Origin of the sequence: Kosakonia sp. BYX6 (genome assembly GCF_038449125.1) — a bacterium.
Lineage (GTDB): Bacteria > Pseudomonadota > Gammaproteobacteria > Enterobacterales > Enterobacteriaceae > Kosakonia > Kosakonia calanthes.
Genome location: NZ_CP151800.1, coordinates 3,873,741 through 3,886,408 on the forward strand (window position 1 = coordinate 3,873,741; position 12,668 = coordinate 3,886,408).

At 53.6% G+C, this 12,668-nt stretch carries 12 protein-coding genes; 3 read left to right on the forward strand and 9 right to left on the reverse strand.

Features of this window, described 5'->3' with window-relative positions; genetic code table 11:
- Positions 1 to 264: 264 nt before the first annotated feature.
- The 3 genes from coaE to yacG are packed head-to-tail and all read left to right on the forward strand — an operon-like array spanning position 265 to position 1,832.
- A complete protein-coding gene (gene coaE, locus AAEY27_RS18200) occupies positions 265 to 885 on the forward strand; it encodes a dephospho-CoA kinase (protein ID WP_342322208.1) in 621 nt (206 codons plus the stop codon).
- Positions 885 to 1,628, forward strand: a complete 744-nt coding sequence (gene zapD / locus AAEY27_RS18205; protein WP_342322209.1) for a cell division protein ZapD — start codon at positions 885 to 887, stop codon at positions 1,626 to 1,628. The genes coaE and zapD overlap by 1 nt, the downstream gene beginning before the upstream one ends.
- A gap of 9 nt (positions 1,629 to 1,637) precedes the next feature.
- The gene (yacG, locus tag AAEY27_RS18210) at positions 1,638 to 1,832 is read left to right on the forward strand and encodes a DNA gyrase inhibitor YacG (RefSeq protein ID WP_342322210.1); all 195 of its coding nucleotides are present in this window, start codon (positions 1,638 to 1,640) and stop codon (positions 1,830 to 1,832) included.
- Between the two features lie 83 nt (positions 1,833 to 1,915).
- Here yacG and mutT read toward each other — a convergent pair whose 3' ends face one another.
- From mutT to murC, 9 genes are all read right to left on the reverse strand, one after another.
- On the reverse strand, positions 1,916 to 2,317 hold the full coding sequence (gene mutT, locus AAEY27_RS18215; RefSeq protein WP_342322211.1) for an 8-oxo-dGTP diphosphatase MutT: 402 nt from the start codon (positions 2,315 to 2,317) through the stop codon (positions 1,916 to 1,918).
- 60 nt (positions 2,318 to 2,377) lie between these two features.
- A complete protein-coding gene (secA, locus tag AAEY27_RS18220; protein WP_342322212.1) occupies positions 2,378 to 5,083 on the reverse strand; it encodes a preprotein translocase subunit SecA in 2,706 nt (901 codons plus the stop codon).
- A 59-nt stretch (positions 5,084 to 5,142) separates the two neighbouring features.
- Complete coding sequence (gene secM, locus AAEY27_RS18225; protein WP_342322213.1) at positions 5,143 to 5,649, reverse strand: secA translation cis-regulator SecM; 507 nt, start codon at positions 5,647 to 5,649, stop codon at positions 5,143 to 5,145.
- A gap of 270 nt (positions 5,650 to 5,919) precedes the next feature.
- Positions 5,920 to 6,837 (reverse strand): UDP-3-O-acyl-N-acetylglucosamine deacetylase, encoded by a 918-nt coding sequence (gene lpxC, locus AAEY27_RS18230; protein WP_342322214.1) that lies wholly within the window; start codon positions 6,835 to 6,837, stop codon positions 5,920 to 5,922.
- A gap of 99 nt (positions 6,838 to 6,936) precedes the next feature.
- On the reverse strand, positions 6,937 to 8,088 hold the full coding sequence (gene ftsZ / locus AAEY27_RS18235) for a cell division protein FtsZ (protein WP_342322215.1): 1,152 nt from the start codon (positions 8,086 to 8,088) through the stop codon (positions 6,937 to 6,939).
- Between the two features lie 61 nt (positions 8,089 to 8,149).
- On the reverse strand, positions 8,150 to 9,406 hold the full coding sequence (ftsA, locus tag AAEY27_RS18240; RefSeq protein WP_342322216.1) for a cell division protein FtsA: 1,257 nt from the start codon (positions 9,404 to 9,406) through the stop codon (positions 8,150 to 8,152).
- Positions 9,403 to 10,251 carry a cell division protein FtsQ gene (gene ftsQ, locus AAEY27_RS18245; RefSeq protein ID WP_342322217.1) on the reverse strand — a complete coding sequence of 283 codons (849 nt, stop codon included), beginning with the start codon at positions 10,249 to 10,251 and terminating at the stop codon, positions 9,403 to 9,405. Before ftsQ ends, ftsA begins: the two co-directional genes overlap by 4 nt.
- Position 10,252: 1 nt before the next feature.
- Positions 10,253 to 11,173 carry a D-alanine--D-alanine ligase gene (locus tag AAEY27_RS18250; protein WP_342322218.1) on the reverse strand — a complete coding sequence of 307 codons (921 nt, stop codon included), beginning with the start codon at positions 11,171 to 11,173 and terminating at the stop codon, positions 10,253 to 10,255.
- Positions 11,166 to 12,641, reverse strand: a complete 1,476-nt coding sequence (murC, locus tag AAEY27_RS18255; protein WP_342322219.1) for a UDP-N-acetylmuramate--L-alanine ligase — start codon at positions 12,639 to 12,641, stop codon at positions 11,166 to 11,168. The genes AAEY27_RS18250 and murC overlap by 8 nt, the downstream gene beginning before the upstream one ends.
- Between the last annotated feature and the right edge of the window lie 27 nt (positions 12,642 to 12,668).

The window sequence follows — 12,668 nt, forward strand, 5'->3', positions numbered from 1 at the left end:
ATACGCACTAATAAGGGCCACGCAAGACTGCGAAAATCTCTTTTTTTACGCTACAATCCTATAAATTTACCTGGCGAATGGACCAGTTTCGGTTAATTGATTTTATTGTTGCTTGATTAATTTACAATCTCTTGATTTACATAATAAATATATTTTCGCTTTTGCGTTTTTCCTCTTAATGTACGAAGGTATTTAGTCGTCATGATTGTGGTAAACCCTGGGCAGATTGTGATATCAGGCAAACCATTTTTAGGATTGAGCGTTATGGGGTATACGGTCGCGTTAACCGGCGGCATTGGTAGCGGAAAAAGCACCGTGGCAAATGCCTTTGCGGAACTTGGCATTAACGTTGTCGACGCGGATGTTATTGCGCGTCAGGTGGTGGAGCCAGGCTCCCCTGCATTAAAGGCCATTGCCGAGCGTTTTGGCGCTGAAATGATCCTCGCGGACGGTTCGCTCAATCGCCGTTTATTACGTGAACATATTTTTGCTTCTCCGCGCGATAAGAGCTGGCTGAACGGGTTACTTCACCCGCTCATTCACCAGCAGACCCAGCAGGAAATGGCGCAGGCGACATCGCCTTATGTACTGTGGGTTGTCCCGTTGCTGGTCGAAAACGCGCTTTATCGCAAAGCCGATCGGGTGTTGGTGATTGACGTCCCGGTTGAGACGCAAATTTTACGCACTATGCAGCGTGATGGTGTGACCCGTGAACATGCGGAAAATATTCTCGCTGCCCAGGCCACTCGCGAAGCGCGACTTGCCGTCGCAGATGACGTTATTGACAATAATGGCGCACCAGATGCGATAGCATCGGATGTTGCCCGCCTGCACGCAGCGTATCTCAAGTACGCTTCGCAGGCCGTATCACAGGAAAAACCGTAATGCACACCCACATCCTTTTTGAACATCCGCTTAACGAAAAGATGCGCACCTGGCTGCGCGTCGAATTTTTACTGCAACAACTCTCCGTCCATTTGCCTTTAAGCGACCATGCTGACGCGTTGTACTTTTTCCGTAACGTGGGCGATTTGCTGGATGTGTTCGAGCGCGGTGACACCCGTACTGAATTACTGAAAGAGCTGGAGCGCCAGCAGCGTAAACTGCGTGCCTGGAGCGAAGTTCCGGGCGTTGACCTCAACCGTATGGAAGCCATTCGCCAGCAGTTGAAAGAGAGCGGCTCGGTGCTGATGGCCGCACCACGTATAGGCCAATTACTACGTGAGGATCGCCTGGTTGGCCTGGTGCGCCAGCGTTTAAGCATCCCTGGCGGGTGTTGCAGTTTCGATCTGCCCACGCTGCATATGTGGCTGCATTTACCGCAGGAACAACGCGATGCGCAGATTGATATTTGGCTGGAAAGTCTGGAGCCACTGCGTGCCACGCTGACGCTCGTACTTGATTTGATTCGCAATGCCGCACCGTTTCGTCGCCAAACCAGCTTGAATGGTTTTTACCAGGACAATGGCGAAGACGCCGATTTGCTGCGTCTGCAACTGCCGCTTAGCGAAAGGCTTTACCCGCAAATTTCCGGGCATAAAAGCCGTTTCGCCATTCGTTTTTTACCCCTCGACAGCGAAAACGGCCTCGTGCCGGAGCGGCTGGATTTTGAACTGGCCTGCTGTTAAGGAGCCATGATGACTGAAGCAACTATCGTTAACTGCCCGACCTGCGGGAAATCTGTTGTATGGGGTGAAAACAGCCCGTTTCGCCCATTCTGTTCCAAGCGTTGCCAATTAATTGATTTGGGCGAATGGGCGGCAGAAGAGAAACGCATCCCCAGTGCCGGCGATCTATCAGAAAGTGATGACTGGAGTGAAGAGCAGCAGTAGTGCTCCAGGCATCTGCGAAAGCGCCTGATGGCGGTTCTGACTTATCAGAGCGGCACGATTCTGTCGACCGGGTTGCGCGATGCTCAACAGGCCTGGGCGCTTTGCACTAACTTATTGATAATGGGTTCGTTTGCGGGTGGAAAATCGTCAGCGTTCAGGGCGCTTTGCGCGATCCACTCGCCCGGCTGACCTTCTTTGCCCCAGGGTTCGCCTTGCCAGTTTTCCACCAGCCAGAACCACAGCGTGATGTGGCGATCGGGGAACTGGTATTTCAACTTGTCAAATAGTGTTGCGCCCTGCACTGTGATGCCGACCTCTTCCTGTAACTCACGGATCATCGCCTGCTCTGGTGTTTCGCCCTCTTCAATTTTCCCGCCTGGAAATTCCAGTTTATTCGCCATGTGCGCATCAGCGGCACGTCGGGTAATAAAGATTTCGCCCTGCGAATTACGGATAATGCCGACCGCGATGTTCAATATTTTCATTTTGCAGACTCCATAAAAAAGGCGCAGATATCTGCGCCTTTTCTCATTATTATCAGTAAATTATGCCAGGCGGCCGTGGCACTGTTTGTATTTTTTACCCGAACCGCAAGGGCACGGATCATTACGGCCCACTTTGCGTTCACCGGTTTGTGCTGCAAGTGCCGCTGCCGCTTCGGATTCATCATCCTGATGGCTAAGCTGTTGCATTTGCGCCAGACGATCAGCTTCTTCACGACGCTGCTGCTCCATCGCTTCCACTTCTTCCGGCATGCGCACCTGCACCTTGCTCAGCGTACTGATCACTTCATACTTCAGGGATTCCAGCATCGCAGCGAACATGGCAAAGGATTCGCGTTTGTATTCCTGCTTCGGATCTTTCTGCGCGTAACCACGCAGATGAATGCCCTGACGTAGGTAATCCATCGCCGCCAGATGTTCTTTCCACAGTGAATCCAGCGTTTGCAGCATCACGCCTTTTTCGAAGTGACGCATCATCTCCGCGCCAACCACTTCTTCTTTACGCTGATAAGTTTCTACCGCATTTTGCAGGATACGCTCACGCAGCGTTTCTTCATGCAGATCCGGCTCTTTATCCAGCCATTCCGCGATCGGCAGGTCGAGGTCGAAATCATTTTTCAGGCGTTCCTGCAGGCCTGGAATATCCCACATCTCTTCCAGAGACTGCGGCGGAATATGACCGTCAATAGTCGCTTTGAAGACGTCTTCACGGATGCTGTTGATGGTCTCGCTCACATCGGACACATCGAGCAGCTCGTTACGCTGGGTGTAAATCGCACGGCGCTGATCGTTTGCAACATCATCATATTCAAGCAGTTGCTTACGAATGTCGAAGTTACGGCTTTCCACTTTACGCTGCGCGTTGGCAATAGCCTTGGTTACCCACGGGTGCTCGATCGCTTCGCCCGGTTTCATCCCCAGTTTGCGCATCATGCCAGAAACACGATCCGAGGCGAAAATGCGCATCAGGGCATCTTCCATGGAGAGGTAGAAACGGGAAGAACCCGCATCGCCCTGACGACCGGAACGACCGCGCAGCTGGTTATCGATACGGCGTGATTCGTGACGTTCAGTACCGATAATGTGCAGACCGCCTGCCGCCAGTACCGCGTCATGACGCACCTGCCAGTCAGCTTTGATTTTGGCGATTTGCTCTGGCGTCGGATCTTCAATCTCGGCCAGTTCAGCCTGCCAGCTACCGCCCAGTACGATATCCGTACCACGGCCTGCCATGTTGGTAGCGATGGTGACCGCGCCGGTATAACCCGCCTGAGCAACAATATCCGCCTCTTTGGCGTGGAACTTAGCGTTCAGAACGTTATGCTTGATGCCCGCTTTGGTCAGCTCGTTAGAGACGACTTCAGATTTTTCGATAGAGATAGTACCGACCAACACTGGCTGGCCTTTCGCGGTACGCTCTTTGATATCTTCGATGATCGCCTGAATCTTTTCCGCTTCGGTCATATAAACCAGATCCGCCATATCCTTACGGATCATTGGGCGGTTCGTCGGCACAACCACGGTATCCAGCTTGTAAATCGAGCTAAATTCAAAGGCTTCGGTGTCTGCCGTACCGGTCATACCGGCCAGTTTTTCATACAGACGGAAGTAGTTCTGGAAAGTGATGGATGCCAGCGTCTGGTTTTCGTTTTGGATTTCCACACCTTCTTTGGCTTCAACAGCCTGGTGCAGACCGTCAGACCAACGGCGACCTTGCATAGTACGGCCGGTATGTTCATCGACGATGATCACTTCGCCATCTTTCACGATGTAATCCACATCGCGAGTAAACAGCGCATGCGCGCGCAACGCTGCGGTGACGTGGTGCATCATCATGATATTGGCTGGAGAGTACAGCGACTCGCCCTCTTCCATGATGCCTTCTTTCACCAGCAGCTCTTCAATCAGCACCAGACCGCGTTCGGTCAGGGTCACCTGGCGTGCTTTCTCATCCACGGAGAAGTGGCCTTCGCCCTGGAAGGTGTCGGAGTCTTCCTTCTCCTGGCGCACCAGGTAAGGAATGATTTTATTCACTTTTTTGTACAGCTCAGAGCTGTCTTCCGCCGGACCAGAAATGATCAGCGGGGTACGCGCTTCATCGATAAGGATGGAATCCACCTCATCCACCAGCGCATAGTGCAGTTTGCGCTGCACGCGCTCTTCAGGGCTGAACGCCATGTTGTCGCGCAGGTAGTCGAAGCCGTATTCGTTGTTAGTACCATAAGTAATATCGGCAGCGTAAGCTTCGCGCTTGGCAACAGACGGCATGCCGGGCAGGTTGATGCCAACGGTCAGGCCAAGGAATTCAAACAGCGGGCGGTTGTTTTCAGCGTCACGTTGCGCCAGGTAGTCGTTGACGGTGACCACGTGCACACCTTTACCACTCAGGGCGTTCAGGTAAGCCGGCAGGGTTGCGGTCAGAGTTTTACCTTCACCTGTCCGCATTTCTGCGATGCAGCGATCGTTAAGCACCATGCCGCCCAGAAGCTGCACATCAAAGTGGCGCATGCCGAACACACGTTTACTCGCTTCACGAACAACTGCGAAGGCTTCCGGCAACAGGTTATCTACGCTCTCGCCTTTTTCCAGACGTGCGCGGAACTCCGCCGTTTTGCCTTTTAGCTCTTCATCACTGAGCTTCTCCATGGCAGGTTCCATGGCATTGATCTGGACAACCGTTTTGCGCATGCGACGCAGTGTACGATCGTTACGGCTACCGAAAACTTTTGTTAACAAATTGATTAGCATAATAAAAATCTCAAATGCTCCGCTCGGCGAAGCTAAAAAATGGATAAAGCACTCTATTTTTAGCTGAGATAATGCGGGCCGGCGCGTATGCCTTGTACCTGGCTTATCCAGGCAGACACACTAAACGAGGCGTGCGGAGTAAAAGACGTTTGTGCCGTCAGACGGACAATAGTTGGCGGCCTGCTTTCCAGCGTCAGCAATGCGCTGAGCGTATCCAGCAAAGCAAGATGATGTGCCTGAATCGGCAGAGGCTCTTCCGTTGCAACGGGCAGCGTTTGCGGCGCCATAGCGAACGAAAGATGACGAATAACGGTACGGATGGCATGTTGATGCCAGTAATCGACAGTGAAGTTCGGGCGGCGTTTCGCTTCCAATAATGCGAGGCTGGTGAAATTGACTGTGCCTGCACTATCGTGATTGCGGGTAGTTTCGCGCGCAGGCTGCGCAGATTCGGGATTGCTGGCAAGTGCGGGCAAACCAAAACTCGCCGCGACCATCCCTAATAAGAGATGCGGCCAGAAATAGCGTCTGCCAAATTGTCGCCAACGCGTCAGAATTCCGCTCACTTGCTCCACCAAAAAAGACGCTTTCCTGAAATTGCGTCTGTGTATGTCGATTGCGCCCAAATATTACCACTAAAGCCGCTTGTACCACAGCAGTATTCAGGCTTTACAGGGGATAAAACTGGCCAGGAAAGCAGCAACCAAACGCCGTGGAATGCGGTTTTGTATGGAATGGACAGAAGAAAAGATGTGCTGAACGCACAAAGAAAAACGACTGGCTTCCCTGACCGGAGAGAGTGCCAGGTTAACCAGTCGATTTTTTTAGCTATGGCGTTATGCCAGAACTATTGACGGTGCTTTGAATGCCAGCGGCAATTCGGCTTCGTCTTCGAAAGTCACATATTCCCAGGCTTCCTGTTTTGCCAGAACAGCCTGCAACAGTTTGTTGTTCAGCGCATGACCGGATTTATACGCGGTAAATGCACCAATGATGTTGTGACCACACATGAACAGGTCGCCAATTGCATCCAGCATTTTGTGACGAACAAATTCATCTTCGAAACGCAAACCGTCTTCGTTCAATACGCGATAATCGTCAACTACGATGGCACAATCGAAGCTACCGCCCAGGCACAATCCACGTGACTGGAGGTATTCGATATCACGCATGAAACCAAAGGTACGCGCACGACTAATCTGGCGCATAAATGCATCGGCAGAAAAGTTCATTGCGTAACGTTGCGTACTGGCATCAATCGCCGGGTGGTTGAAGTCGATGGTGAAGTCGAGCGTGAAACCGTTGTGCGGTTTGAACTCAGCCCACTTATCGCCGTCTTCAACGCGCACCGTATCTTTGATGCGGACGAATTTTTTGGCGCTGTTCAGCTCCTCGATCCCTGCGTCAAGCAACAGGTAAACGAAAGGTGCAGCACTGCCATCCATAATTGGGATTTCCGGTGCATCAACTTCGATAACGATGTTATCGATGCCCAGCCCCGCCAGAGCAGCATTTAAGTGCTCGACGGTTGAAATCCGTACGTCATGCTCGTTGACCAGACAAGTACAGAGCATAGTATCACGCACAGATTTAGCATCAGCCGGAAAATCTACCGGTGGATTTAAGTCAGTGCGACGATAGATGACCCCGGTATTTGCCGGCGCAGGGCGCAACGTCAGTGTGACTTTCTTGCCGGTATGTAAACCGACACCAGTCGCCTGAACGATACGTTTAAGTGTCCTTTGTTTGATCATCGTATAATCTCGCCTAATTACCAATCCAACCAATTGTATAACACAATCGGTGGGCCAGTTTAGCACAAAGAGCGAAGAAGCCCAACTTCCAGCAAATTCTTAATCCGCTTGCTTACGCAGAAACGCCGGAATGTCCAGATAATCAGGCTCTTTGTTGGTTTGCGGTGTATTGTCGTTAACCACTTTAGAAACCTGTTTCTGCTCTTGCTGCATCGGCTGCATGCCGTGCTGCTGGTAGCGATCCATAACCGGTTGCTGCGCCTGTTTGTTGGTCACCAGTGTGATCTCAGGACGCTTATCCATACCGATGCCGGTCGCAACAACCGTCACGCGCAGTTCGTCGTTCATATCCGGGTCGAGTGACGTACCGATAACCACAGTCGCGTTATCAGATGCGAACGCACGAATGGTGTTACCAACAGTCTCGAACTCGTCCAGACGCAGATCGAAGCCCGCCGTGATGTTAACCAGTACGCCACGCGCGCCAGACAGGTCGATATCTTCCAGCAGCGGGCTGGAAATCGCCATTTCGGCCGCTTCTTCCGCGCGATCTTCACCGCTCGCCACGCCAGAGCCCATCATCGCGTAGCCCATTTCGGACATCACGGTGCGCACGTCAGCGAAGTCGACGTTCATCAGACCCGGACGAGTAATCAGTTCGGCGATACCCTGCACAGCGCCTTTCAGCACGTCATTCGCCGCGCCAAACGCGTCCAGCAGAGAAATACCGCGACCCAGCACTTTCAGCAGCTTGTCGTTCGGAATAGTAATCAGCGAGTCCACATGTTTGGACAGCTCAGTGATACCCTGCTCCGCAAATGCCATGCGCTTTTTGCCTTCGAAATTGAAAGGCTTTGTCACCACCGCAACGGTCAGGATACCCAAGTCTTTAGCCACTTCAGCCACCACAGGTGCTGCACCAGTACCGGTACCGCCACCCATGCCCGCTGCGATAAAGACCATGTCAGCGCCTTCCAGCGCAGCGCGCAACGCTTCACGATCTTCTTCCGCCGCGTTACGGCCAACTTCAGGGTTAGCACCAGCGCCCAGACCTTTGGTGATTCCACCGCCAATCTGAATGGTTTGACCCACCGCAGTTTTACGCAACGCCTGAGCGTCGGTATTCACGGCGAAGAATTCAACCCCTTCAATGCGCTCGCGCACCATATGTTCTACGGCATTACCGCCGCCGCCACCGACGCCGATGACTTTAATCACCGCGTCGTTGGTTAATTCCATAGGTTCAAACATAATCTCTCTCCGTTGTGCCTGTCGCCTGAGACCGCTAATTCTCTACGGTCTCTGAAAAAAATTAAAACTCTTTTCGCAGCCAGCTGTTGATTCTTTTGAACCACGAACCGACTGACGCACGTTTTTCGACTTCCGCTTCACCACTTAAATGGGTCTCTTTCCCGTAGTGCAGCAGCCCCACCGCCGTTGAATAATACGGCTCCTGGGCGTAATCAGTTAAGCCAGTAATATTAAGAGGTGCGCCAATACGCACCTGCGTATGAAACACGCGCTGCGCGCAGGCCGCCAGGCCTTCAATTTGCGCGGCGCCACCCGTCAATACAATCCCCGCCGCGAGGTGATGTTTCACACCCTGCTGACGAAGTTGCTCCTGCAACTGCAAAATCTCGTCGTTCACCAGATTGAGCAGCTCGGTGTAACGCGGCTCAATCACATCTGCAAGCGTCTGGCGCTGCAGGCTACGCGGCGGCCGACCGCCGACGCTCGGCACTTCGACGCTTTCGTCTTTACCCACCAACGAGCCAAGCGCACAGCCGTGGCGAACTTTAATCGCCTCGGCATCGCTCGGCGGCGTACCGAAAGCGTAAGCGATATCGCTAGTCACCACATTCCCCGCGTAAGGGATAACTTTGGTGTGACGCAGCGCGCCGCCGGTGTAAACCGCCATGTCCATCGTACCACCGCCAACATCGACAACGCAGACACCCAGTTCGCGTTCGTCTTCCGTTAACACGGAATAGCTGGACGCCAGTCCGGCGAAAATAAGTTGGTCAACTTTCAAACCACATCGTTCAACTGCTTTAACGATGTTTTTCGCCATATCGTTATGGCAGGTAATCAAGTGCACCTTCGCTTGCATGCGCACACCGGACAGACCTACCGGGTTTTTGATACCTTCCTGGTAATCAATGGCGTACTCCTGCGGAATCACATGCAACACGCGGTGCTCATCACGCACACGCACTGACTTGGCGGTATGCACCACGTTTTCCACATCTTCCAACGTTACTTCTTCTTCTGAAATCGGCACCATACCAATTTCGTTCTGGCAACTAATGTGTTTCCCCGAGAGCGCAAGGTAGACCGAGGAGATCTGGCAATCGGCCATCAGTTCGGCCTGATCGATGGCGCGCTGTACGCACTTCACCACCGACTCCAGATCGTTAACTCCGCCTTTGTCCATCCCGCGGGATGGGCAACTGCCTACGCCAATGATATTCACAATACCGTCGGGCAGAACTTCCCCTACTAAAGCGGCGACCTTCGCGGTGCCAATCTCCAGTCCAACTACCAGTTTTCTGTCCGTCGCCTTGATCATTGTTGCTCTGCCTGTGCCTGATTCTGTTGTGCCTGATTTTGCTGCTGATTCGGTTCCTGAACTGGCGCGTCTTTCCAGCCTACAGCCGCACCTGAGTCATAGCGTAAATCCACGTAGCTTATCGCTTTGCCATCCGCCTGAGCCTGCTGCTGCAAAACCGGGTAGAGCTCGACAAAGCGCGAAAGGCGTTTCATCGTATCGCCACGGCCCAGGTTCAGCTTGATGTCGTTACTCAGCGTCACCTGCCATGAGCGCCGCGCCGTCATCGCCGCTTCTTTTAACGTGAACTTATCCTTCGCCAGCACTTGCCCCATATCGCGGTAGCCCTGCAATACTTCGCTTTCACTGCCTTCAGGGCCGTACAGCATCGGTAAAATCTGCTTACTGGTCCGCTCGGCCGGAACGCTGAACGCGTTACCGTCCACATCAACCATATGCTGGTCATTCCACCGCGCAATGGGCACATATTCAACCAGATGAATCTTCAATTCGTCTGGCCACTGCTTTCTGACGCTCGCCTGCTTGATCCACGGCAGGCGCTCAATCTGGCTCTGAATGATGTTGACGTCCTGCGTCATAAACGTGCCAGGCGCGCCCAGCGCCAGAATCGACTGGCGAATGTCATCGTTACGGGTGTAATGACGGTCGCCCGTCAACACCAGTCTCGACAACGGCAAACGTTGCGCATCGTCCATCCAGCCCAACACCACCCAGCCGCTAACAAACACGGTGCACAGCACCGTCAACAGGAACACAATGCCTGCAAGGCGCGTTCCATTGTTGCGGCGGGAGGTGGCCACTGCCTCCGCTTCGCGATTTCGCGTGTTCAGCGCAGCCTGAGACATATCACTCCGCCAGATCCAGAATACGAACAACAAGTTGCGAGAAACTCAGCCCCGCCTGACGCGCCGCCATCGGCACCAGGCTATGGCTGGTCATTCCCGGCGAAGTATTCGCCTCAAGCAAGTAAAACTGCCCGTCGCTATCCAGCATGGCGTCAATTCGCCCCCAACCGCGGCAGCCTAAAAGGTGCCATGCTTTTCGCACCAGGGACTGCAATATGGCTTCACGTTCCTCTTCCAGACCTGATGGGCAGAAATATTTCGTCTCATCAGAGAGATACTTCGCCTCATAATCATAGAAGATTCCTGCATGTTGGATACGAATCGACGGTAAAATTTCGTTTCCAAGCAGCGCGACGGTAAATTCTGGCCCACTGAGCCATTTTTCGATCAGAACTTCATCATCATGTTGAAATGCAAGGGCCAACGCCGCCTGCAGATCAGCACTTTTGTCAACTTTTGACATGCCAACGCTGGAACCTTCGCGGCAGGGCTTGACAATAACAGGCAACCCCAACTCATCAATGCGTTGAATATCATCATCTTTTAGGCCTGATTCAAATTTACTGCGCGTCACAGCGACCCAAGGCGCAACCGGCAGCCCCGCACCTTGCCACAGCAACTTGCTGCGCAATTTATCCATCGAAATGGCAGAAGCCATCACACCGCTGCCGGTATAAGGCACACCAGTCAATTCCAGCAGCCCCTGCAAAGTTCCGTCTTCACCGCCACGGCCATGCAAGGCGATAAACGCTTTGCTAAAACCCATCTCTTTCAGGCGGGTGACATCGACATCGCGCGGATCAATACCGTGCGCGTCCACGCCGCCATCACGCAAACCTGCCAGCACCGCTGCACCAGAATTGAGCGAAACGTCACGCTCGGCGGAGGTTCCGCCCAGCAGAACCGCTACTTTCTCAGCCACGATGCTCCTCCTCCGGGGTCTGCGGTTTCAATTTGCTCTGCGCAAGGCTACGCGCGATTTTGCCGATATTCCCCGCGCCCTGAATCAGAATGAGATCGTTACCGGTCAGCACTGGCGCCAGCATCGCAGCAACCTGTGTCGGATCGGACACCAAAATCGGGTCGATCTTGCCGCGACCGCGAATCGTGCGGCATAGCGAACGGCTGTCTGCGCCAGGGATCGCCGCTTCACCCGCCGGGTAAACCTCCAGCATCAACAGAGCATCGACCTGCGTCAGCACATTGGCAAAGTCGTCATACAGATCGCGGGTACGCGTGTAACGATGCGGCTGAAACAGCATGACCAGATTTTTATCCGGCCAGCCCGCACGCGCGGCTTTAATTGTCGCGTCCACTTCCGTTGGATGGTGACCGTAATCATCCACCAGCATCGCCGTACCGGCTTTACCGTTTACCGCATCCAGCGGGAATTCGCCGAGGAAATCAAAACGACGGCCCGTTCCCTGGAAGCTTTCCAGCGCGCGCAAAATCGCCTCGTCGTCAATGCCCTCTTCTGTTGCCACCGCAACCGCCGCCGCCGCGTTCAGCGCGTTATGGCGACCCGGCGCATTCAACGTCACGCGCAGTACCGGTTTATCCTGGCGCACCAGCGTGAAATGCCCCTGCGGGCCGCTCTGGCGGTAATCTTCAACGCGCACATCTGCGTCGTCGCTAAAACCATAAGTCGTGATCTGACGACCCACGCGCGGCAGCAGTTCGCGGATAACCGGGTCATCAACGCACATCACCGCACGGCCGTAAAACGGCAAATTGTGCAGGAAATTAATAAACGTCGTTTTCAAATTCTCGAAGTCGCCCTGGTAGGTATCCATATGATCGGCTTCGATATTGGTGACAATCGCCACCATCGGTTGCAGATGCAGGAAGGAGGCGTCGCTCTCATCCGCTTCGGCAATCAGATAACGGCTGTGTCCCAGGCGCGCATGCACCCCGGCGGCTTTTACCAGCCCACCGTTAACAAAAGTCGGGTCCAGCCCAGCTTCTGCGTAAATACTGGACACCATCGCGGTGGTGGTCGTTTTCCCGTGCGTACCGGCAATGGCGATGCCATGGCGAAAACGCATCAATTCAGCCAGCATCTCCGCGCGGCGAATCACCGGGATACGAGCTTCTTGCGCGGCGACGATCTCTGGGTTATCGGCAGAAATCGCGCTGGAGACCACAACAACGCTGGCATCGCTGACATTTTCCGGGCGATGATTGAAATAAATCGTGGCACCAAGCGACGTCAGCTGCTGCGTCACCGGGTTCGGCGCCAAATCGGAACCGCTAATCTGGTAGCCTTCGTTGGCCAGCACTTCGGCAATACCGCCCATGCCAGCACCGCCAATGCCAACGAAGTGAATGTGCCGGACGCGTCGCATCTCGGGCACGATTAAACGCAGTTTCGCCAGTTCTTGTGTATTCATTCTCTAAACGCCATCGACTTCTAAAAT

Bases quoted from the DNA above. Each gene is read 5' to 3' on its own strand.
- coaE (WP_342322208.1), top strand. From the start codon at position 265: ATGGGGTATACGGTCGCGTTAACCGGCGGCATTGGTAGCGGAAAAAGC.
- zapD (WP_342322209.1), top strand. From the start codon at position 885: ATGCACACCCACATCCTTTTTGAACATCCGCTTAACGAAAAGATGCGC.
- yacG (WP_342322210.1), top strand. From the start codon at position 1,638: ATGACTGAAGCAACTATCGTTAACTGCCCGACCTGCGGGAAATCTGTT.
- mutT (WP_342322211.1), bottom strand. From the start codon at position 2,317: ATGAAAATATTGAACATCGCGGTCGGCATTATCCGTAATTCGCAGGGC.
- secA (WP_342322212.1), bottom strand. From the start codon at position 5,083: ATGCTAATCAATTTGTTAACAAAAGTTTTCGGTAGCCGTAACGATCGT.
- lpxC (WP_342322214.1), bottom strand. From the start codon at position 6,837: ATGATCAAACAAAGGACACTTAAACGTATCGTTCAGGCGACTGGTGTC.
- ftsZ (WP_342322215.1), bottom strand. From the start codon at position 8,088: ATGTTTGAACCTATGGAATTAACCAACGACGCGGTGATTAAAGTCATC.
- ftsA (WP_342322216.1), bottom strand. From the start codon at position 9,406: ATGATCAAGGCGACGGACAGAAAACTGGTAGTTGGACTGGAGATTGGC.
- ftsQ (WP_342322217.1), bottom strand. From the start codon at position 10,251: ATGTCTCAGGCTGCGCTGAACACGCGAAATCGCGAAGCGGAGGCAGTG.
- murC (WP_342322219.1), bottom strand. From the start codon at position 12,641: ATGAATACACAAGAACTGGCGAAACTGCGTTTAATCGTGCCCGAGATG.